At 60.2% G+C, this 20,486-nt stretch carries 18 protein-coding genes; 15 read left to right on the forward strand and 3 right to left on the reverse strand.

All coding sequences use genetic code 11. The annotated features are described in order from the left end of the window. Nucleotides 1–83: 83 nt before the first annotated feature. Nucleotides 84–842, reverse strand: coding sequence for an SDR family NAD(P)-dependent oxidoreductase (locus B3I26_RS22915; protein WP_296261068.1), 759 nt, complete (start codon nt 840–842; stop codon nt 84–86). A 124-nt stretch (nt 843–966) separates the two neighbouring features. Between B3I26_RS22915 and B3I26_RS22920 the strand changes: the two genes are divergently transcribed. The 5 genes from B3I26_RS22920 to B3I26_RS22940 all read left to right on the forward strand — a co-directional run bounded on the left by B3I26_RS22920 (nt 967) and on the right by B3I26_RS22940 (nt 4,509). Beyond that, nucleotides 967–1,872 (forward strand): LysR family transcriptional regulator, encoded by a 906-nt coding sequence (locus B3I26_RS22920; RefSeq protein ID WP_296261069.1) that lies wholly within the window; start codon nt 967–969, stop codon nt 1,870–1,872. A gap of 251 nt (nt 1,873–2,123) precedes the next feature. Beyond that, nucleotides 2,124–2,393 (forward strand): DUF2282 domain-containing protein, encoded by a 270-nt coding sequence (locus B3I26_RS22925; protein WP_296261070.1) that lies wholly within the window; start codon nt 2,124–2,126, stop codon nt 2,391–2,393. Nucleotides 2,394–2,445: 52 nt separating this feature from the next. Continuing rightward, on the forward strand, nt 2,446–3,276 hold the full coding sequence (locus B3I26_RS22930) for a DUF692 domain-containing protein (RefSeq protein WP_296261072.1): 831 nt from the start codon (nt 2,446–2,448) through the stop codon (nt 3,274–3,276). Continuing rightward, a complete protein-coding gene (locus B3I26_RS22935) occupies nt 3,273–4,019 on the forward strand; it encodes a DNA-binding domain-containing protein (protein WP_296261074.1) in 747 nt (248 codons plus the stop codon). Before B3I26_RS22930 ends, B3I26_RS22935 begins: the two co-directional genes overlap by 4 nt. A 19-nt stretch (nt 4,020–4,038) precedes the next feature. After that, nucleotides 4,039–4,509 carry a DoxX family protein gene (locus tag B3I26_RS22940; RefSeq protein ID WP_296261075.1) on the forward strand — a complete coding sequence of 157 codons (471 nt, stop codon included), beginning with the start codon at nt 4,039–4,041 and terminating at the stop codon, nt 4,507–4,509. A 95-nt stretch (nt 4,510–4,604) separates the two neighbouring features. Here B3I26_RS22940 and B3I26_RS22945 read toward each other — a convergent pair whose 3' ends face one another. Then, nucleotides 4,605–5,858 (reverse strand): serine hydrolase domain-containing protein, encoded by a 1,254-nt coding sequence (locus tag B3I26_RS22945; protein WP_296261076.1) that lies wholly within the window; start codon nt 5,856–5,858, stop codon nt 4,605–4,607. Between the two features lie 432 nt (nt 5,859–6,290). Next, entirely contained in the window at nt 6,291–7,310 is a 1,020-nt protein-coding gene (locus B3I26_RS22950) for a branched-chain amino acid aminotransferase (protein WP_296261078.1), read from the reverse strand. 349 nt (nt 7,311–7,659) lie between these two features. On the opposite strand from B3I26_RS22950, the gene B3I26_RS22955 reads away from it, so the two are divergent. The 10 genes from B3I26_RS22955 to B3I26_RS23000 all read left to right on the forward strand — a co-directional run bounded on the left by B3I26_RS22955 (nt 7,660) and on the right by B3I26_RS23000 (nt 20,478). Then, complete coding sequence (locus tag B3I26_RS22955) at nt 7,660–8,061, forward strand: VOC family protein (RefSeq protein WP_296261079.1); 402 nt, start codon at nt 7,660–7,662, stop codon at nt 8,059–8,061. Nucleotides 8,062–8,253: 192 nt separating this feature from the next. Further along, complete coding sequence (locus B3I26_RS22960; protein WP_296261080.1) at nt 8,254–9,078, forward strand: HDOD domain-containing protein; 825 nt, start codon at nt 8,254–8,256, stop codon at nt 9,076–9,078. 181 nt (nt 9,079–9,259) lie between these two features. Continuing rightward, a complete protein-coding gene (locus B3I26_RS22965; protein WP_296261140.1) occupies nt 9,260–10,105 on the forward strand; it encodes an NAD-dependent protein deacetylase in 846 nt (281 codons plus the stop codon). A 1,277-nt stretch (nt 10,106–11,382) separates the two neighbouring features. Then, nucleotides 11,383–12,204 (forward strand): energy transducer TonB, encoded by an 822-nt coding sequence (locus B3I26_RS22970; RefSeq protein ID WP_296261081.1) that lies wholly within the window; start codon nt 11,383–11,385, stop codon nt 12,202–12,204. A 48-nt stretch (nt 12,205–12,252) separates the two neighbouring features. Then, the gene (locus B3I26_RS22975; protein WP_296261082.1) at nt 12,253–12,960 is read left to right on the forward strand and encodes a MotA/TolQ/ExbB proton channel family protein; all 708 of its coding nucleotides are present in this window, start codon (nt 12,253–12,255) and stop codon (nt 12,958–12,960) included. Continuing rightward, entirely contained in the window at nt 12,960–13,361 is a 402-nt protein-coding gene (locus tag B3I26_RS22980; RefSeq protein WP_296261084.1) for an ExbD/TolR family protein, read from the forward strand. Before B3I26_RS22975 ends, B3I26_RS22980 begins: the two co-directional genes overlap by 1 nt. A gap of 194 nt (nt 13,362–13,555) precedes the next feature. Continuing rightward, entirely contained in the window at nt 13,556–16,291 is a 2,736-nt protein-coding gene (locus tag B3I26_RS22985; RefSeq protein WP_296261086.1) for a TonB-dependent receptor, read from the forward strand. A gap of 149 nt (nt 16,292–16,440) precedes the next feature. Next, entirely contained in the window at nt 16,441–18,384 is a 1,944-nt protein-coding gene (locus B3I26_RS22990; protein WP_296261088.1) for an extracellular solute-binding protein, read from the forward strand. Between the two features lies 1 nt (nt 18,385). Then, nucleotides 18,386–19,456 carry a microcin C ABC transporter permease YejB gene (locus B3I26_RS22995; protein ID WP_296261089.1) on the forward strand — a complete coding sequence of 357 codons (1,071 nt, stop codon included), beginning with the start codon at nt 18,386–18,388 and terminating at the stop codon, nt 19,454–19,456. Continuing rightward, nucleotides 19,456–20,478, forward strand: a complete 1,023-nt coding sequence (locus tag B3I26_RS23000) for an ABC transporter permease (protein ID WP_296261091.1) — start codon at nt 19,456–19,458, stop codon at nt 20,476–20,478. Before B3I26_RS22995 ends, B3I26_RS23000 begins: the two co-directional genes overlap by 1 nt. The last annotated feature ends 8 nt before the right edge of the window (nt 20,479–20,486 follow it).

Raw genomic sequence — 20,486 nt, forward strand, 5'->3', positions numbered from 1 at the left:
GCCGTCTGCGTCACTCGCAGCGGGCTGCCGTGGCTGAGTGCTTGTCGGACTTGCCGCACCATCAGCGGTACGCAGGCCCGGTCTCAAACAAACATCCCGCCCGACGCTTCGATGCGCTGTGCGGTGATCCAGCCGCCCCCCTCGCCCAATAGCATCGACACTGCCGCGCCGATATCATCCGGCAGGCCAGCACGGCCCAGCGCGGTATTCGACGAAATCCAGGCGTTCACATCGGCGTTGTCCCGAACCGTCCCGCCGCCAAAATCCGTCTCGATCGCCCCAGGTGCCAGCGAGTTCACGGTAATGCCGCGAGGCCCCAGCTCATTGGCCAGGTAACGGGTCCAGACTTCAATGGCGCCTTTCATCGACGCATAGGCGGCATACCCCAATGGCGAGAAGCGCGCCAGGCCCGAGGAAATGTTGACGATCCTCCCGCCATCGGCAATCAACGACAGCAGTTTTTGCGTCAGGAAAAACGGCCCTCGGAAATGCACCTTCATCACTTGATCGAACTGAGCCTCAGTGGTCTCGGCGCAGCTGGCGTACATCCCAATACCGGCATTGTTCACCAAAAAATCGAATTTCTCGGCCTTAAAGTAGGCACTGAGCAGCGCCGACACCTGGGTCGCGAACACGTCGAAACCACGGCTGTCACCCACGTCCAGTTGCAACATTTTTACCTTGCCACCCAGCGCCTCAATGTCGTCGATGACACCCTGCGCTTCTCGTTCACGGCTGTGATACGTTCCGATGATGTCCACGCCCTGACGTGCCAGGTGCAGTGCGGTGCTCTTGCCCAGGCCCCGGCTGGCTCCGGTAATGATCGCGATTTTGTTGCTCATGCTGGCGCCCTCGATTTGGCTGTTTTCAGTCAGTAAGCGTCATTGTATTGTTCGCCACCGACCCAAATAAACTCATCTCATTCGACATGACTGATCGAAAGAACCGAACAATGGATGACCGATCTTGAACAAGCTCGATTTGCTGAAAACGTTCGTGCGGGTGGCCGAGCTCTCCAGTTTCACCCTCGCCAGCGACGCATTGGGTTTGCCGCGCTCCAGCGTATCGGAGCAGATTCGCGCACTTGAACAACTGCTCGACACGCGCCTGCTGCAGCGCACTACGCGCAAGGTTCAGACCACCCCGGATGGACAAGCGCTGTACGAGCGGAGCAAGGATCTGTTGGCGCAAATGGATGAACTGGAAAGCCTGTTTCGTCAGGACGACGCCGTACTCAGCGGACGCTTGCGCGTCGACATGCCGACCGCCGTGGCCCGCAGGCTGGTACTGCCCAGGGTCAGCGAGTTCATTGACCGGCATCCGCTTATCGAGCTGGAAATCAGCAGCAGTGACCGCAGGGTCGATCTGGTGCGCGAAGGCTTCGATTGTGTGATGCGCGTCGGCGAGTTGCGCGATACCTCGCTGGTGGCGCGCAAGGTCGGCCACGTACGCATGATCAACTGTGTCAGCGCGGAGTACGCGCAGCGCTTCGGGATTCCGCAGGCGCTGGAGGACCTGCAGCAACACCGGATCATCAACTACGTTTCGGCGTTTGGCGTCAGCAATCCAGCGTTCGAATATCACCGCGATGACAAGGATCACCAGGTGCCAATGCCTAGCAGCATCACGGTCAACAACATCGAAGCGTACGAGGCCGCGTGCCTGGGAGGGCTGGGCATCGTGCAAATACCGCGACTGGCACAACCCTATCACCTGCTCCGCGGCGAGCTGGTCGAAATTCTCCCCGATTACCTGCCCGCGCCGATGCCAGTCTCGCTGCTGTATGCCCACCGCCGTCATCTGCCGCAGCGCTGCAGGGTGTTCATGGACTGGCTGGAAAGCCTGTTGCTCGAATACGGGGTGATCGCCTGATTTTTCCGTCCGGAAAATGTGTGCAGAATTTTCTCGCGTTTTCTCTCCTGTGAGACGCGTCCTGGCTCTGAGGCCCGGCAAGATTGACGTGCAGGTGGCAGGTTGCCGATGGGTGAGTCGCCTTGGAAACAAAATGGCACGACAACACACTCGCGCTGATTTGCGACGCCAACTAACGTTCGGACCTGTCGCACAGCGTGCCCCCACGCAGGTGCCGCAAACGTCCTTAATCAAGTTATTGGAGACACCCCATGAACCACCTCAAACTCGCTACCGTCGCCTTGGCGTTCGCTTCCATCGCCACCGGCGTCAACGCGGCTGAATCCGGCTCGGCCGCCACCATGGAAAAATGCTACGGCGTGGCCCTGGCAGGCAAAAATGACTGCGCAGCCGGCGCTGGCACCAGTTGCGCAGGCACCTCCAAAACCGACTATCAGGGCAATGCCTGGAAAAATGTTCCCGCGGGCACTTGCACCTCGATCAAAACGCCGAACGGCAACGGCTCGCTGACCCCGAAGTAATGCGCCGGCGCTAGCCGAACCGTAAACCCGTTTGCAAGGGCAGGCGTCGATCATGAACATTCCCCTTACCCTGGGTGCCGGAATGGGCCTCAAGGCCGAGCACTACGAGGCGGCGTATGATTGCGCAGCCGATGAGATGTGGTTCGAAGTCCACCCGGAAAACTACATGGTCGACGGCGGCCCCCGACTGGCGTGGCTGGAGACGATCGGCAGTCGCCATCCGCTTTCACTGCATGGTGTTTCGTTGTCGCTGGCGGCCGATTGTGCGCCCGACAGCGAACACCTCAAGCGGCTCAAGGCCCTTGCCGATCGGGTTCAGCCAGCCCTCATTTCCGAGCACCTCGCCTGGTCCACCTGGCGGGGTCAGTACCACCCCGACCTGCTGCCCTTCCCTCGTACGGAACAAGCCCTGCAGCGCATCGTCGACAACGTTGAGCGTACCCAGACTTTCCTCGGGCGCCGAATCGCCATCGAAAACCCCAGTCACTACCTGACACTGCCCGGCCATGGGTTCGGTGAAATCGAGTTTCTTGCGGAGCTGAGCACCCGTAGCGGCTGTGGCCTGCTGCTGGACATCAACAACGTGTTCATCAGTGCCCACAACATGGGCTACGACGCCACCGCCTACGTCGACGCGTTTCCCGGTGCTGCGCTCATGGAAATCCACCTGGCCGGACACAGCGTCGACCCCGGCGGCGCTTCGCTGCTGATCGATTCCCATGATGCGCCGGTCGCAGAACAGGTATGGGCGCTGTATCAGCGGCTGATTCAGCGCGTGGGCCGACGGCCGACACTGATCGAGCGTGACGGCCATATCCCGCCCTTCGCCGAACTGCTGCTGGAACGCGATCGGGCACAGTCGCTGCTGGAGGCGCAGCCATGAACCTGCGCGCGTTTCAGGACACGTTCGTCGAGGCGTTGTACGACCCCCAGGCAAACTGTCTGCCGATACTCACCGAACAACCCGGCTTCACGGTGTATCGCAATACCGTGATGAGGGGCGCGGTGGATGCGCTTCACGCCAACTTCCCGACCGTGGAACGCTTGGTTGGCAAGGACTGGTTCGCTGCGGCCGCCGCTGTCCATGCGCGACAGTCAACGCCTCTGGACGCACGGCTTATCTATCACGGCACCGGGTTCCCGGACTTCTTGGACCAGTTCGAACACGCGCAAGCGTTGCCTTATTTGGGCAACGTCGCCCGACTGGATCTGCTGTGGACGCAGTGCCACACCGCAATGGAAGAAACCGGCATCGACGTGCCGCGAATTGCCAGCCTGGTTCCCACGCAGTTGGCATCACTGCGGCTGACACCCAAGGCGTCAACACGCTGGGCGTGGTTTGCCCATCAGCCAGTGTTCAGCATCTGGCGCCACAATCGTGAAGGGATGCAAATGCCTGAACACCTCTGCTGGCAAGGCGAAGGCGCCTTGCTGGTGCGCAGCGGCGGCGTCGTCCAATGGCATGCGCTGGACATCGGCGACTGTGCATTTCTCGATGCCTGCGCGGCCGGCAAGCCGCTGGCGCAGGCCGCTGTACACGCCAGTGATGCTCAAGCGTCGCTGGATATTTTCGGACTGCTTACCCGACTGATCAGCGCGCACGTGTTCGCCGCGCCCGATCCGTAATGACCCACCGGAGAACATCATGGACACCCTACCTAACCAAGCCCCTTGTCACCCTCAACGACGCGCAGGATGGAACCGTCTCGCCGATCGCCTCGGTCATTTGATCAACGACTCAGTGCTGTCGTTGGTGGCCCGCGTGGCCATCGCCGGTATTTTTCTGATGTCGGGAAGAACCAAAGTCGAGGGCCTTTTGAGCCTCACCGACAGCACGTTTTACCTGTTCAGCACTGAATACACACTGCCATTGATTGCCCCGACTATCGCCGCCTACCTGGCCACCTATGCCGAACACCTGTTCCCGATGCTGCTCATCCTGGGGCTGTGTTCACGGCTGTCGGCCTTGGCGTTGTTGGGCATGACGCTGGTGATCCAGACATTCGTCTACCCGGATGCATGGGCCACCCATCTGAGCTGGGCCGGATTATTGCTGTTCATCATCGCCAAGGGCGGCGGCAGGTTTTCACTGGACCGTCGCTTGGGAATCAAATAAACACCGCTCGGCACCGCTTTGACTGTGAGCGGATGGACCTTTGGTAAATCTCTGTGAAGCGCTTGGCAGATACCAGCTGCGGCACTGCCAAGTGCTCACTTCAACTCGGCGACCACCGCATCGAAGAACGCCAGCGGCGCGATGAGGTTTCTGCGCAGCGGTTTGGGCTGGGCACCGAAGGTGACGATCACCACATTTTCGGCCGGATTAACGTATATGTTCTGTCCCTGCATGCCAACCGCCGAATACGCGCCGTCCCTGATCGAAGGTTCAGTGCGTGCGGGCCACCACATGTAACCGTAATTCAGCGCCTGACCGTTCTTGAGAACAGTCACTGAAGTCGCCTGTTTGATCCAGTCCTCAGGCAAGATCGATTTGCCGTCGGTCTTGCCTCCCTTCATGAAGAACAGTCCGAACCGACCAAAGTCGCGCAATGTAGCGCTGATGCCGCTGCCGCCGATTTCGATGCCGTCGGGCGAATCCAGCCACCATTTGGCGTCGTGCTCCATACCGAACGGTCGCCATATCTTCTGCGTCAGGTAATCGGACAATGGCATCTTCACGGCGCTGCGGATCACCTCGGCGAGCACCTGTGCCTCCCCAGTGCTGTAGGTGTTGACCGTACCCGGCTCCGCAGCCCTCGGCAGGCTGGCCATCAGCGCCAGGGTCGAGCCCGGTCGCTGGGCTATCTGCGCCTTGAGCAACGCCCGGCGGTCGGAGTCAGGATCGGTGTAGGCCTCCTTCCACTTCACACCTGATGACATCATCAGCACGTTGCGCACGGTTACGCCGTCATAAGCGCTGCCTTTGAGGCGCGGCACGTAATCCACCACCTGCGCGTCCAGACTGCTGATTGATCCATCAAGGATCGCGGCGGCCGCCAGGGTCGAAGTGATGGATTTAGCCATTGACATCGACATCCAGCGGGTTTTCTCAGTGTTGCCGCGCTGGTAGGTTTCGTAGGCGACTTTGCCATCCTTGATCACCAGCATGGCAGTGACGCCGTCCAGTGCGAGGTAATCGAACAGGTCGTATTGCTTGTCCTGGTAGGTGAAGTGCACGTTTTCCAGCTGCCGGCGTGCCTTGGGCAAGGCGTACGGATGGCGGCCTGATCGAATAGTGCGGGTCGGGAATAGCCGGTCGATGTTGCGGTAGGTGCTGACGGCCAGGTCCGGTAGCATCGTGCCTTCGTACATCTGCTCGACGGTGCCGATGGGCTCATGTGCATGAGGGTATTCATAGCCATCTGCCGCCCTCGCCTCACAGGCGGTGGCGAGGGTCAGCACGCTCAGGGACAGGGTCAGCGGCGGGATGCGCTGGCGAGGACGGAACAAGACTTGGGCGAGCATCGAACATCCTTGCTTTGCCAATGAAACCGGACGGCCGCCCGCCTGGAGATTGATGATTGGGGTGTAACACGATTGGCAGGGGTATTCCAACTGACGCTGAACCTGGAGCTGCTGTCGCTGTGCGACGGATAGGGTCGTGATTGGAACAGTGCAGTGGCTCAGGCCAATAGTCTGTGAATGTCCTTCGCGTTCGCTGTCGTCGTAACCTCCGACGTCTCCCACAGAATGTGTGAGAACCTCAGTTGCCCGGGCCAAACCGGGAGCAAAGGGTTGTGGTTACTTTTTCTGAAAAAAGTGACCCGCTGTAAAAGTGGAACCGATCTGCGCGCCACCCGGAATAACGGATACTCACCCGAACCCAAGCGCCGACGCACACGCAAAAAAAACCACCGCACAAAGGCGGTGGTTCTTCTAACAAGCGATCAATCCCGACTAAACCTTCACAACCCACCCAGCAGGGCCTTCGATCTCGCCGAACTGAATCCCGGTCAGCTCCTGGTACAACCGTTGAGTCACCGGCCCGACATCGGTCTCGCTATGGAACACATGCAATTTGTCCTTATAGCTGATCCCGCCAATCGGCGTAATCACAGCCGCAGTACCACAGGCACCCGCTTCTTTGAACTGATCCAGCTTATCGATAAACACCTCACCCTCGGTGACTTTCAGCCCCAGACGACTCCCGGCCAGCTCGATCAGCGACTGACGGGTAATGCCCGGCAGGACCGACGGCGACTTCGGCGTAATGAACTGATCATCATGGGTAATCCCGAAAAAGTTGGCCGACCCCACTTCCTCGATCTTCGAATGCGTCAGCGGATCCAGATAAATTGCATCGGCAAAACCGTGCTTCTTGGCCTCGCTGCCCGGCATCATGCTCGCCGCGTAGTTACCGCCGACCTTCGCCGCGCCGGTACCTTGAGGTGCAGCGCGGTCATAGCTGGAGATCACGAAATTATGTGGCTTCATCCCGCCCTTGAAATAGGGCCCGACCGGGATACAGAACACCGAAAAGATAAACTCCGGCGCTGCACGCACACCGATGTTGTCGCCGACACCGATCACGAAAGGACGCAGGTACAGCGCCCCACCGGTGCCGTATGGCGGGATGAAACGCTCGTTGGCACGCACCACTTCCTTGCACGCCTCGATGAACTGTTCGGTCGGAACATGCGGCATCAGCAAGCGCGTGCAACTGCGCTGCATGCGTGCGGCGTTCTGGTCCGGGCGGAACAGGTTGATCGAGCCGTCCTTGGCGCGATAGGCCTTCAGGCCTTCGAAGCATTGCTGACCATAGTGCAGCGCGGTCGAGCCTTCGCTGATGTGCAGCACGTTGTCTTCGGTCAGGGTGCCTTTGTCCCACTCACCGTCGCGCCAGTGAGCCAGGTAGCGCTTGTCGGTCTTGATGTAGTCGAAACCCAGCTTGTCCCAATTAATGCTTTCGTTACCCATGACACCCTCTATTTCCTGGCCAGTGCGCCCGGCGTTTGCGGGGCTGGCGTTTCATCGATATGGTCGTGAAGGCTCGGCGCAGGAACGGGCCTGCACCGATGTTGCGCCATATTACTGATTTTTTGCCGGACAAACCGCCCCCGACGTTCACGACTCGAAAAAGAACTCCTGGCGTATCTGACGAGGCCCTCACATGCGTTCCAAAAACGACGTCGATCTGCGATTTCGGCAGCCGTTTGCCCTTGCGTAATGCACAGCGGCCTTCCTATATTCCACGACCGCTACCGCTCGGTGAACGACCGCAGGCGAAGCGCAATACATTCGACTCAATCAACTTCAAGGAAGAGCCATGACCGCCAGCGCCCATCTGCCCAAGCACGGTGCCGTGCTGTTTGCCAAGGACCTGCCCGGGATCGCCGCCTTTTATGGGCAATTGCTGGGGATGACCCAGACCGTCACCGAAAAGCGGCTGATCGTATTGGAGTCCGACACTTATCAACTGGTGATCCATGGCATCCCGACGCAGGTAGCCAATCGAGTGAACATCACCGTCCCGCCCGAGCGTAGGGTAGACCAGTCGATCAAGCTGGTATTCCCTGTGCAGAGCCTTGCCGATGCCCGCGCCAGGGCAGTGGCGCTGGGAGGTCAGGTCGATGCCGCATCGGCGCAATTCACCTCCCGGGGATTTACCGCGTGCGATGGCTACGATCCGGAAGGCAACGTGGTGCAGTTTCGTGAAGCGGCGCGCTGATCGAGCAGCCATCGTTTCGGCTCACCGACGGCGTCAACTGTGTAGCACCGCGGCACGCCGTGTCGCCATGGCCTGCATTGCAACCACCGGTCGCCCCGGTTTGTGCCGCTCGTATCAAATACTGACCACTCTGCGTGCAGATTCGCCAATCTTGCCTATCGTTGGTTATTCACACGAGACAGGAGCAAGCCCATGGGTATCGAGCAACTCTTCGCGGATTTAGGCAGTCTTCCGAGCATTCCCAAAGTGGCTCAGGACCTGATTCAACAGTTCGACAACCCGTCGTCGAACCTGGAAAGCATCGCAGCCAACATCCAGAAGGATCCGGTGATCTCGGCAAAGATCCTGCGCCTGGCCAACTCCGCGCGTTTCCGCGGCTCGCGGGAGTCGTCGAGTATCGAGGATGCAGCCATGCGCCTGGGCTTCAACACCTTGCGTACCCTCGTGTTGGCGTCGGCGGTGACCGGAGCGTTCAAAGCCGGGCCCAGTTTCGACCTCAAGGGCTTCTGGCTGAAAAGCTTTCAGGTGGCCGGCATCTGTCGTCTGCTGGCCAAGCAAACAGGGGCCGACCCTGAGATTGCCTTTACCTGCGGGGTGATGCATGACATCGGCGAGCTGTTGATCCAGACCGGCGCACCGGAAGTGGCCGAGCGCATTAACAACGCAACCAAAACCGGCACCACTGGCCGCGCGGCCACCGAAACCTTGCAGCTGGGCTTTGGTTATCCCGAAGTGGGGGCCGAACTGGCGCGGCGTTGGCACCTGCCGCCGGTGATCGTGCAGGCTATTGCCTATCAGGCGAGGCCCATGAACGCTCCCGGCGACGCCACCCAGGCACGGATCGTGGCTCAGGCGCTGACCGTGTCCGATGCCCTGGACAGCCACGGCGGCGCGACTGCGCAGGCGCAGCAGGCGGTCGAGGGGCCATTGTTCGAGGGGATCGATCTGAGCGTCCTGTTTGCCTCGTTGACGAAAGTGCTTGAAGACGACAAGGCGTTCGCGGAGTTGTTGAGTTAACCGACTCCGCGATAGTGCGTCCCGCACACCCTCTGGGGGAGTGAGCGTGCTCACTTCCACCGAATCCGGGGCGGGCCTGAGACCATGCCCCAATCCCTGACTTCCGTGCCCGCAACTGCGCCCCGCGATGCCTGCACTCATTGAGTCTCAGTTCACCCGCTCCTATTACGAGTACCTGTGGATGTTCGAAACGACTGCCCCTTCCCCTATTGAAGCCCTGTTGCACTGGATGAGCGGGCGTTCCTTCGTGGCGCTGACGGGCGCTGGCATCAGCACGTCTTCGGGCATTCCCGATTACCGCGACAGCGAGGGTGTGCGCCGAGGAAGGCAGCCGATGATGTTTCAGGAGTTCCTCAGTGACCCGCAGGCAAGGCGCCGCTATTGGGCGCGGGCGATGCTGGGCTGGCCGAGGGTGCGCGCGGCGCAACCGAACGCTGCCCACCAAGCGTTGGCCACGCTGCAACGGCATGGGGTCATCGGCGGGGTGATCACGCAAAACGTCAACACCCTGCACGATCAGGCCGGTAGCCCCGATGTGATCGAATTGCATGGCAGCCTGCATTGGGTGCTGTGCCTGGACTGCCATCGACGTACCGAACGCGATGCGATCCAACTCACGCTCATTGAGCAAAACCCTTACCTGACCGGAGTCGATGCCGTACAGGCCCCCGATGGTGACACCTTGCTCGACCCTGCTTTCGAGGAGCGCTTCCAGGTGCCCCACTGCCCCTATTGCGGCCGTGAACGCATGAAGCCGGACGTGGTGTTCTTTGGCGAAAACGTCGCGCCACCGACTGCCGCCAAGGCCATGGCGCGGGTAGAAGGGGCTGACGGGTTGCTGGTGGTGGGGTCGTCGTTGATGGCCTTTTCAGCGTTTCGCCTGTGTCGCAGGGTCGTCGAGCAGGACAAACCGCTGATCGCCATTAATCTGGGCAAAACCCGGGCTGACGACATGCTGAATCTGAAGATCGCGGCGCCGTGCGAGACGTTGCTACCGGAATTGGCGCAGCGATGGGTCATCTCGTAGGCATCAAAGAGCACCAACGAGCACAGCCCCCTCGTGCAGCCTGGCGCGCTCACACTGGGCTTGCCGGACAAAAACGGGCTCATCAAGGCGTCCAGGCGCGGCCAAAACCGCCGCGCATCAAAAAAGCTACAAACCGGAAGCTTTTGGCACATTTCTTTCAAGTAGAACGGGCGTACCACAAAACCACGCCCTATTCAGGCTGAAGATTGTGATTCGACGCTGCCCACCGGTGCGTCACACGCACCAAGGTGCAGGAAACGGACAATACCCCGTCCAACAACAGTGCAGGACGCAAACCAAAAGTCTGGCGTCCGTCGATAAGGAATTCGATACGTGAATCGCGTGCCCCGCTTGCCCACTCCACGCCTGCATCACCTCCCGCACCGCTCACCTGTCAACATCCATGCCTCGTCCACCTGGCGCCCCCCTGCGTGTCCCCTTCGTCAGACTACTGATCGGCAAAGCGCCCACATCTGACGCCCGGCTGCGATGCATTTTTGCGGGTATCGCAGACACTGATTCGGTTGACCGGCGTCGTCGCCCATTTTTTTATGCCCGGCACGTTATCACTTTCCTTTATTTCTGATGTTAACGGGAGACATCCCGCGTAAGACAGGCAACTTCTACAGACGGGCCACCCCCGTATGGGAACGCGCACGCCTGATGAATCGCAGCCATGCATAGTTGGGCAGGCTTATTCGCCCTTAATAAACCAACCGAAACGTTATGACTAACCAGTCATAACTTGCACAGGAAGAGATCATGCAAAGCTAAACCTCTAACGCACCAATTCGAAGCTCTGTTAACACCTTTGGTGCAATGCTAATAAGCGACAACTATTCGGGCCTTCGCTAATTAAATGCGCTGATGGCCACGACCTCGCTCGCCACAGTAATCGTCATTGGTTTCAATGGTTTCACTATGTTCAAAGAGCGTTTTAGAGCGAATTCGATAAAAAGTTACAGGAATGCGACATGAAGGGTCATACAGCGCAAAACCTCGAACCAGAGGGTCCAGCTGGCATAGCGGTTGCTAAGAATGATCATGTAGCCGCAAAACTACACAGCTGTACATGAATGTACATAACAAGAACTCAAGGATTAGCGATGTCGTCTCCATAGCCTTTCATAGCGACATTTTTCTGATAACAAGCTGACACTTTCCTGTCCGCTTACAGGTGTTTTGCGCCGCGCAAAAGTGCAAGCATCACTCATTCGAACATTCAGCCAATGTTTGAACGGACGCTTATTGCCCTTCAACTCTCCGAGGGAGCTTTAATGAACGATGCGGTAAAGATGAACGCATTACCCGACCCGTCACCGGATAAACTTTCCGTGGTCTGGCCGAGTATTCCTTTCAAGGAAAATACTTCACGTCCTGGCGGGTTGAACAGGCCGCAGGTGTTGCTATTGATTGCCGCGTCGGTCCTTATTCATGGTGTCATTTGGTGGTACATGCAAACAGCAAAATCCGACGTGCCGGAAGTTGCCCCGCAAGTACCCGAAATGACCGTCGAACTGACCAGCCCGACGCCGCCGTCGCCAGAGCCTCCTCCTCCCGAACCGCCACCACCCCCACCACCTCCTCCTCCGCCCCCCGAACCCGAACAACCGGTGGAGGACCCTGACGCTGCCAAACCGCCGCCCAAGCCAATGGAAAAACCGAAGGTCGAGAAACCCAAGCCGGTCAAGAAACCCGAGCCGGTGAAAAAACCGATGCCCCCTGCGCCGCCTGTAGCCGCCGCACCGAGTATGCCGGCGCCGGCAACACCGACGCCCGCGCCCAGTGCTCCGGCAGCCCCGGCGACGGTCAAGGAGTCGGCGGCTATTTCCGGGCTGGCGAGCCTTGGCAATCCGCCGCCGGAATACCCGGGCGCGGCGCTGCGCAAAGGCATGGAAGGTCGGGTGATTCTGCGCATCAAGGTCTTGCCCAATGGCCGTGCAGGCACGGTCGAGGTGACCAAATCCAGCGGCAAACAGGTACTGGACGATGCGGCGGTGGCAACGGTACGCAACTGGAAGTTCATTCCGGCCAAGCGTGGCGACACGCCGATCGAAGGCTTCGCCACCCAGACCATTGATTTCAAATTGCCGGAATGACGGCAGGCAAACCACAGACAACTCTTATATAGCTGGTGAGGTGTAACCATGAACGAATCGCTCTCTTCCATGATTGTCCCCGGGGTGCTGTGGGCATTGGTGTTTTTCTCGGTGTTGAGCTGGGGTCTGCTGCTGATCAAATCCGCGCAATACCTGAAGCTCAAGACCCAGAACAGGCAGTTCACCAAGGCTTTCTGGACCGCACCTGATCTGCTCACCGCCGCCGAACACGCCACCCAGTACCCCGGTTCGCTGGCGCGCATCGCCAACAGCGGTTTCGAAGCCATGTCGGTCGAAGAAACACCACGCACCACCCAGCAACTGGCCCACACCATCAACCGCTCGGACCGCCTGGAACGCAACCTGCGCCAGCAGATCCAGAAAGAACGCCGCTCGCTGGAAGCCGGGCAAGCGATCCTCGCCAGTATCGGCAGCACCGCGCCTTTCATCGGCCTGTTCGGCACCGTCTGGGGGATCATGGAAGCGCTGCAGAGCATCGGCGCCAGCGGCTCGGCCAGTCTGGAAACCGTCGCCGGTCCCATCGGCCATGCGCTGATCGCCACCGGCGTCGGGATCGCGGTCGCGGTACCGGCGGTGCTGATTTACAACTTCTTTCTGCGCCGTCTGAAACTGGCCGTGGCCGACATGGACGATTTTGCCCATGACTTCGACGCGCTCGCGCAGCGCAGTGCCTTTGCAGTCGATCGCCAGCCTATCGCACACAAGAACGGCCATGCCGTTCGGGAGGCGAGCTGATGTCGTTTTCTACTCAAGACAGCGATGAAGTGCTCAGCGAAATGAACGTCACGCCGCTGGTGGACGTGATGCTCGTGCTGCTGGTGGTGTTCATCGTCACCGCACCGCTGATGACCAACGCGATCAAGGTCAACCTGCCGAAAACCGATGCCGTCGCCCCCGCCGAGAAAAAAGACCCGGTGGTGGTCAGCGTCGATCAGGACGGCAAGTTCTACCTGGCCAAATCCGAGATCGCCCCCGAGTCGCTGGAAGTCAGCCTCAAGGACGTCAAGAGCAAAGACCCCGAAGTGCGCGTCCAGTTACAGGCCGACACCAGCGTCAACTACGGCCAGGTGGCCAAGGCGATGGCGTCCATCGAGCGCGCCGGGATCACCAAGATATCGGTGATGACGTCCAAATGACGCGCCCGTGAACTGAGGGCTGCGTCCGGCGTGGCCCTGCATACCTAACTCCCGATGTAACAGCCGTCCGTGGATTTGCCATGGAGGGGAGCGGCTTGCTTGAAAAAAGGATTTTCCGACCGCCACAACCGCGTCGGAGCAACGAGGGCTCACAAGGCCATTTCATTAACGTCTGGAATAAGTCGGAAATTACCATGCTGATGAGTTTTCCTGGTTCTACCCTCAAGCCTCTTGTTCTTGCCGTAGGACGGCATCCCCGCGCACTGTTCTGCGCCCTGGCCGTGGGCATGAGCCCGGCCTATGCGGCAGAAAACAGCGATAACACCGCCGAGGCCGCACCGGCCAGCGAAGCCGCGGTTCCGGCTGCCGCTGCGGCAGTGCCGGCCACCACGCAGTTGCAGCGAGTTGAAGTGACCGGCTCGGCGGTGCGTCGGGCCGACGCCGAAACCGCAGTGCCGGTGACGATCCTGCGCGCCGACGAGTTGAAAAAGCAGGGCGTGACCACCACCGAACAAATGGTGCAGCGCATCACGGGCAGCCAGGCGATGTACAACAGCGCAGGCTCTGTGGGCGCCTCCACAGGCGGCGCGTCCTACGCCGACATGCGGGGCATTGGCGCCAACAAGACCCTGGTCCTGCTCAATGGTCGGCGTCTGTCCAACAACGCCTTGTCCGGCGTGGGCACGCCCAACGGCAGCGCTATCGACTTAAACATGATCCCGTTCGCCGCCATCGATCGCATCGAAGTATTGCGCGATGGTGCCTCGGCGCTGTACGGCACTGACGCCATTGGCGGCGTCATCAACTTCATTACCAAAAAATCATTGACCGATGGCACCTTGAGCCTGGGCGGCGACACGCCAACCTCCAGCGGTGGCGGCGCGACCAAGGACATGAGCGCCAGTTGGGGTTTCGGTGACCTGAACGAAGACCGCTTCAACGTGATGGGCGTGTTCAACTACAACAAACAGCAAAACCTGGACGCCAATGACCGGTCGTTCGCCAAGGATTACGTACCGGGCCGCGGCCTCAACCAGACCTCCGGGACCGCTTACCCGGGCAACTACTATCAAGGCAACAACAGTGCCAATCCTCTAGGCCCTAACTGCGCAGGTCCAAGCCTGGTCGGGGTCAATGGGGTCTGTCGGTTCAGCACCCGCGAATACATTGATCTGGTGCCGCAAACCGAGAAGACCTCGTTCTTTGGCCGAGCCACCGGCAAGCTGGCCGAGGACCACAACGTCAGCCTCGAATACTTCTGGGCTCGCAATAATAACGCCACCAGCATCGGGCCCGCGCCGCTCACCGGGCTGAGCATCGACCCCTCCTCCCCCTACTACCCGGGCAATGGCATCACGCCCGGTCCGACCAGCTTTGCGCTGGACCCGACCCAGCCGGTGGACACCGCCTGGCGTGAAACCGCAGCCGGTGCCCGTGGAAACAAGGACGAGAACACTAGCCAGAGGCTGTTGCTGACCTTCGATGGCACGGTCGGCGGCTGGGACTACAACGTGGGTGCTTCCTACAACCAGAACAAGGTGATTTCGTCCGTCAGCTCGGGCTATGTCAGCGACGCGGCGCTCAGGGCCGGCCTGGCCAGCGGCCTGCTCAATCCGTTCGGACCCCAGTCGGCAGCCGGTCAGCAATACATCGACAGCGCGGCCTACCACGGTGAATATTCCACCGCTGTCGGCCGTGTGTATGGATTTGATGGCAAGATCAGCCGCGAGATAGGCGACTGGTTCGGCGCCGGTGAATCGGGCCTGGCACTGGGTGGTGAGTACCGCAAGGAAAAACTGCACCAGAACTACGAAACCTTCGTCGACGACATCAGCAGCCTGGGGCTGGATTCGGCCGGCAGCGTCTCCGGGGACCGCAGCGTCAAGGCCGAGTTTGCCGAACTGAACGTACCGGTACTCGATAGCCTGGAGCTGACTGCCGCCGTGCGTCACGACAAATACAGCGACTTCGGCAGCACCACCAACCCCAAATACTCGTTCCGCTTCCAGCCATTCAAGGAACTGGTTATGCGCGGTGCCTACAGTGAAGGGTTCCGCGCACCGTCGCTGTACGAGCTGTACGCACCGCAAAGCCTGAGCTACAGCCAGGGCTACTACGATGACCCGACCCTCTGCGCCGGCGGCACGGTACAGCCCGGCGGCCAGGCCGGACGCGACTGTAACCAACAGTTCCTTAACCGCAGCGGCGGCAACGCTAACCTGTCACCGGAAAAAGCCCGCAACGTGACCCTGGGCTTCGTCTATCAGCCGATCAACAACCTGTCGATGGGTCTGGATTTCTGGTGGATTCACATCTCCAACCAAATCCAGTCCTTCCCGGAATCCACGGTATTTAACGAAGCGGACATCTACGGTGATCGCATCATCCGCAACGCCGATGGCTCCATCGCCAACATCGTGACCGGCAACTCCAACCTGGGCATCGTCAAGACCAGCGGCGTTGACGTGACGCTGGATTACCGCTTCCCGAATACTCCGTACGGCCAATTTGGTGTCGGCCTGACCGGCACCTATGTCGACCGCTATGACTTCCAGAACACCATCAACGGTCCGTACACCGACAAGGTCGGCGACTTCCAGGGCGACGGCGTGATCGCGCGCTGGAAACACGTGCTGATCGGCAGCTGGACCCTGGGCGATAGCCGTGCATCGTTGACCAACCGCTTCACCAGTGGCTACAACGACTACGACCGCACCGCCAACAGCACGGTGCCCTCGTACTCGCTGTGGGACCTGTCGGTCGGACATACATTCGAAAAGGTGCTGGACGTTGACGCAGGGGTTAGAAACCTGTTCGACCGCGATCCACCGTTCACCAACCAGGCCTACAACTTCCAGTCCGGCTATGACCCGCGTTATGCCGACCCGCTGGGCCGCACGTTGTTTGCCCGGGCGACCTACCACTTCTGAGCCTCGACCCCTGACGCGCTTCGCTCCGGCGCGTCGGGGGTCTCTCTGCGAAATCGCGCTCCCGGCCAGGTCGCGTCCACCTTCCCCGGCCGGGGGATTTTTCCCAGCGCTTTGCATGCGTCACCCTGCAAACCAAGGATTGCCCGAACATGTGCACCTCCCCTCTTTCGTTGCGAAGGCTGCTTCCCGGCATTGCGCTGCTGTACGCCGTGGCGTTCTTTATCTCGTTTCTGTCCGGCGTGCCGCTGGCCATCGCCGCGCCCCTGCACGCTCTGACCGTGTACGGCGAACCGCCCAAATACCCGGCTGATTTCAAACATTTTGATTACGTCGATCCAAACGCGCCCAAAGGCGGCTCGCTGAGCCGTGCGTCCGAAGAAATCGGCCAGTACAACTACCTCACGCCCTATGTCGATCAGGGCATTTCCGTGAGCCAGATCGATACCTGGGTCTATTCGCCACTGGCCTATCGCTCGCTGGATGAACCCTACACGGTGTATGGCCTGGTGGCGCAAAGGCTGGAGCGTGACCCGGACAACCTCTGGGTGCGCTTTTACCTTAATCCCAAAGCGCGGTTCGACGACGGTAGCCCGATCACTGCCGAAGATGTGAAGTACACCTACCAGACCCTGATTACCCAGGGCAGCTTCAGCTACCGGCCGCTGTATGCGGACGTCAAGGATGTGGTCATCGAAGCGCCGGGGCAGATTCGCTTCGACTTCAAGAGCAACCTCAATCGCACGCTGGCGCTGGATCTGGCGAGCATGCGTGTGCTACCGGAACATTGGTGGAAGACCCGTGACTTCACCAAGGGCGGCGGTTTCGAACCACCGCTGGGCAGCGGGCCCTACCGCGTGTCGCGGGTGGATGCCGGGCGCAGCGTGAGCTTCGAACGGGTGAAAGACTGGTGGGCCAAGGACCTGCCGGTCAGTCGCGGGCTGTACAACTTCGACACGCTGACGGTGAATTTCTATGGCGATGTCGACGTCGCCCGACAACTGGTGCAAGCCGGCAGCTTCGATTACAACCGCGAGTTTTCTTCCGCCGGCTACGTAGTCGGCTATACCGCGCCGAGCGTGCAGGACGGTCGCTTGCAAAAGACCATCCTGGCCAAAAAACGCCCGGTGGCCGGACAGGGTTTCGTGTTCAACCTCGACAGGCCGATGTTTCAGGACCGTCGCGTGCGCGAAGCGCTGGCCATGCTCTGGGATTTCGAATGGGTCAACGGCCAGATCATGCGCAACTTCTATGTGCGCGAAGAGAGCTACTTCCCCAAAAGCGAAATGGCCGCCAGCGAACTGCCGGATGCCCAGGAAATGCAGATCCTCGCGCCCTTGCGAGGCAAGATCCCCGATGAAGCGTTTACCCAGGTCTGGCATGCGCCGAAAACCGATGGCAGCGGTTATATACGCGATAAACAGCTCAAGGCCTTGAAGCTGCTGGCCGACGCCGGGTGGCACGCGAAAAACAATCGGCTGGTCAACGCCGCCGGGCAACCTCTTGAATTCTCTTTTCTCGACGGTCAGGGCGGTTTCGAGCGCCTGGTGCTGCCCTATAAAAGGGTGCTGGCGCAGATCGGCATCACATTGAATTTCCGTCGGGTCGATTCGGCGCAGTACATCAACCGGCTCAACAATCGTGACTACGACATGATCGTGGTCACCCTGCCCAACAACGGCAACCCGATCCTGTCGCCGGGTCGGGAGCTGTACAACCTGTTCGGCTCCCAGAGCGCCCGCCAGGTTGGCAGCTCCAACGCGATGGTACTGCGCGATCCGGCCGTGGATTCGCTCATCGACGGGCTGGTCGCGGCCAACAGTCGCAATGACATGCTGCATTACGCCCGGGCGCTGGACCGGGTGTTGTTGTGGGGCTTCTACATGATTCCCAATTACTACTCGCAAGGCACTCCGGTGGTATACGCCAACCGTTTTGGCAAACCTAAGGTCGAGCCGATTTACGACGTGGGGCTGGAAAGCTGGTGGCAGATCAGCGCCACGCCTTTGACCAATGAACAAATGGTTGCGCGCCTGGCGCCACAGAACAGCGCGCAGCCGAATGTGCCACCACCTGCGACCGGGGAGGAACGTTGACATGCTGGCTTATGCAATGCGGCGTCTGCTGCTGATCATTCCCACCCTGCTGTGCATTCTGGTGGTCAACTTTCTCATCGTGCAGGCCGCGCCAGGCGGCCCGGTCGAACAGGCGATTGCCCGGGTTCAGGGCCTGAGTCCCGCAGCGGGCATCGGCGGCGGTGGCGCAGAAGTAGCGGCGTCCGGGGCCGTGAGCCGCAGTTCACAGGGGCTGGACCCGGAACTGGTCGAAGCGATCAAGCACCAGTACGGTTTCGACAAGCCGATGCACGAACGTCTGTGGCTGATGCTTACCCACTACGCGCAACTGGATTTTGGTAGCAGCTTCTTTCGCGGTGCGACAGTGACCGGCCTGATCGCGCAGAAACTGCCGGTCACCCTTTCGCTGGGGCTTTGGGCCACGCTGATCACCTACCTGATCTCGATCCCGCTGGGCATTCGCAAAGCGGTGCATCACGGCAGCCGCTTCGATATCTGGAGCAGCACGCTGATCATCGTCGGCTACGCAGTGCCGGCGTTTCTCTTCGCCGTTGCGCTGATCGTGGTCTTCGCCGGCGGCAGCTACCTGAGCTGGTTTCCGGCGCAAGGGCTGTTTTCCGATGACTTCGACAGCCTCTCGACGCTGGGCAAAGTGCGCGATTACCTGTGGCACCTGGTGCTGCCGGTCAGTGCGATGGTGATCGGCGGCTTCGCCACCCTGACCATCCTCACCAAGAACAGCTTCCTCAATGAGATCAGCCGCCAATACGTGGTCACCGCGCGGGCCAAGGGCCTGAGCGAGCATCGCGTGCTGTATGGCCATGTGTTTCGCAATGCGATGTTGCTGGTGGTCGCGGGGATTCCCGGCGCACTGATCGAGGTGTTCTTCGCTGGTTCCTTGTTGATCGAAACCATCTTTGGCCTGGATGGCATCGGCCGCATGAGCTACGAGGCGGCGGTGTCTCGCGACTACCCGGTGGTGTTCGGCACGCTGTTTTTGTTCACCCTGTCCGGCCTGCTGATCAAACTGATGGGCGACCTCTGCTACACCCTGGTCGATCCGCGCATCGACTTTTCCGCGAGGAGCGCCTGATGTTCGAGTTTTCTCCACAAAGCAAACGGCGCATGGCCAATTTCAAAGCCAATCGACGGGGTTGGTGGTCACTGTGGATTTTTGTCGCGCTGCTGTTGATCTGCCTGTGCGGCGAACTGATTGCCAACGACCGGCCGCTGCTGGTCAATTATCAGGGCCAGCTGTATTACCCGACCCTGCACCCGTACCTGGAAACCGATTTTGGCGGCGAGTTACCGTTCGAGCCGGACTACGCCAGCGACTACGTGCACCGGCTGATCGAGTCCAAGGGCGGCTGGATGGTGTTCGCGCCGATCCCCTTCAGCTACGACACCGTCAATTACGACCTCAAAGCGCCGTCGCCCAGCCCACCCAGCACACGTAACTGGCTGGGGACCGACGAACAGGCGCGGGACGTGCTGGCGCGAGTCTTGTTCGGCACGCGGGTGTCGATCCTGTTCGCCTTGCTGCTGACCGCTATAAGTACTGTGATCGGTGTATTCGCCGGAGCCATTCAGGGCTATTACGGCGGCCTGGCCGACCTTATCGGTCAGCGTCTGCAGGAGATCTGGTCTGGGCTGCCGGTGTTGTATCTGCTGATCATCCTTTCGGGCTTCGTCGAGCCGAACTTCTGGTGGCTGCTGGGGATCATGGCGCTGTTCTCGTGGCTGGCGCTGGTGGACGTGGTGCGGGCCGAGTTTTTGCGCGGGCGCAATCTGGAGTACGTCAAGGCCGCCCGCGCCCTGGGCCTGAGCGACAGCGCGCTGATGCGGCGCCACATCCTGCCCAACGCGATGACCAGCACCCTCACCTACCTGCCTTTTATCGTGACCGGCGCCATCGCCACGTTGACCGCGCTGGATTTCCTTGGCTTCGGCATGCCGGCGGGCAGCGCATCGCTGGGCGAACTCATCGGCGAGGCCAAGCGCAACCTGCAAGCGCCCTGGCTGGGCCTGACCGCCTTTTGCGCGCTGGCGCTGATTCTTTCCCTGCTGGTGTTCATCGGCGAAGCCTGCCGCGACGCTTTCGATCCGCGAACCTGAGGACGCGA

The organism is Pseudomonas sp. UBA5706 (genome assembly GCF_002419965.1).
Classification (GTDB): Bacteria; Pseudomonadota; Gammaproteobacteria; order Pseudomonadales; family Pseudomonadaceae; genus Aquipseudomonas.

Excerpts from the sequence above, each read along its gene's own strand:
- B3I26_RS22915 (WP_296261068.1), bottom strand. The coding sequence starts at position 842 with ATGAGCAACAAAATCGCGATCATTACCGGAGCCAGCCGGGGCCTGGGC.
- B3I26_RS22925 (WP_296261070.1), top strand. The coding sequence starts at position 2,124 with ATGAACCACCTCAAACTCGCTACCGTCGCCTTGGCGTTCGCTTCCATC.
- B3I26_RS22930 (WP_296261072.1), top strand. The coding sequence starts at position 2,446 with ATGAACATTCCCCTTACCCTGGGTGCCGGAATGGGCCTCAAGGCCGAG.
- B3I26_RS22935 (WP_296261074.1), top strand. The coding sequence starts at position 3,273 with ATGAACCTGCGCGCGTTTCAGGACACGTTCGTCGAGGCGTTGTACGAC.
- B3I26_RS22940 (WP_296261075.1), top strand. The coding sequence starts at position 4,039 with ATGGACACCCTACCTAACCAAGCCCCTTGTCACCCTCAACGACGCGCA.
- B3I26_RS22945 (WP_296261076.1), bottom strand. The coding sequence starts at position 5,858 with ATGCTCGCCCAAGTCTTGTTCCGTCCTCGCCAGCGCATCCCGCCGCTG.
- B3I26_RS22950 (WP_296261078.1), bottom strand. The coding sequence starts at position 7,310 with ATGGGTAACGAAAGCATTAATTGGGACAAGCTGGGTTTCGACTACATC.
- B3I26_RS22955 (WP_296261079.1), top strand. The coding sequence starts at position 7,660 with ATGACCGCCAGCGCCCATCTGCCCAAGCACGGTGCCGTGCTGTTTGCC.
- B3I26_RS22960 (WP_296261080.1), top strand. The coding sequence starts at position 8,254 with ATGGGTATCGAGCAACTCTTCGCGGATTTAGGCAGTCTTCCGAGCATT.
- B3I26_RS22965 (WP_296261140.1), top strand. The coding sequence starts at position 9,260 with ATGTTCGAAACGACTGCCCCTTCCCCTATTGAAGCCCTGTTGCACTGG.
- B3I26_RS22970 (WP_296261081.1), top strand. The coding sequence starts at position 11,383 with ATGAACGATGCGGTAAAGATGAACGCATTACCCGACCCGTCACCGGAT.
- B3I26_RS22975 (WP_296261082.1), top strand. The coding sequence starts at position 12,253 with ATGAACGAATCGCTCTCTTCCATGATTGTCCCCGGGGTGCTGTGGGCA.
- B3I26_RS22980 (WP_296261084.1), top strand. The coding sequence starts at position 12,960 with ATGTCGTTTTCTACTCAAGACAGCGATGAAGTGCTCAGCGAAATGAAC.
- B3I26_RS22985 (WP_296261086.1), top strand. The coding sequence starts at position 13,556 with ATGCTGATGAGTTTTCCTGGTTCTACCCTCAAGCCTCTTGTTCTTGCC.
- B3I26_RS22990 (WP_296261088.1), top strand. The coding sequence starts at position 16,441 with ATGTGCACCTCCCCTCTTTCGTTGCGAAGGCTGCTTCCCGGCATTGCG.
- B3I26_RS22995 (WP_296261089.1), top strand. The coding sequence starts at position 18,386 with ATGCTGGCTTATGCAATGCGGCGTCTGCTGCTGATCATTCCCACCCTG.
- B3I26_RS23000 (WP_296261091.1), top strand. The coding sequence starts at position 19,456 with ATGTTCGAGTTTTCTCCACAAAGCAAACGGCGCATGGCCAATTTCAAA.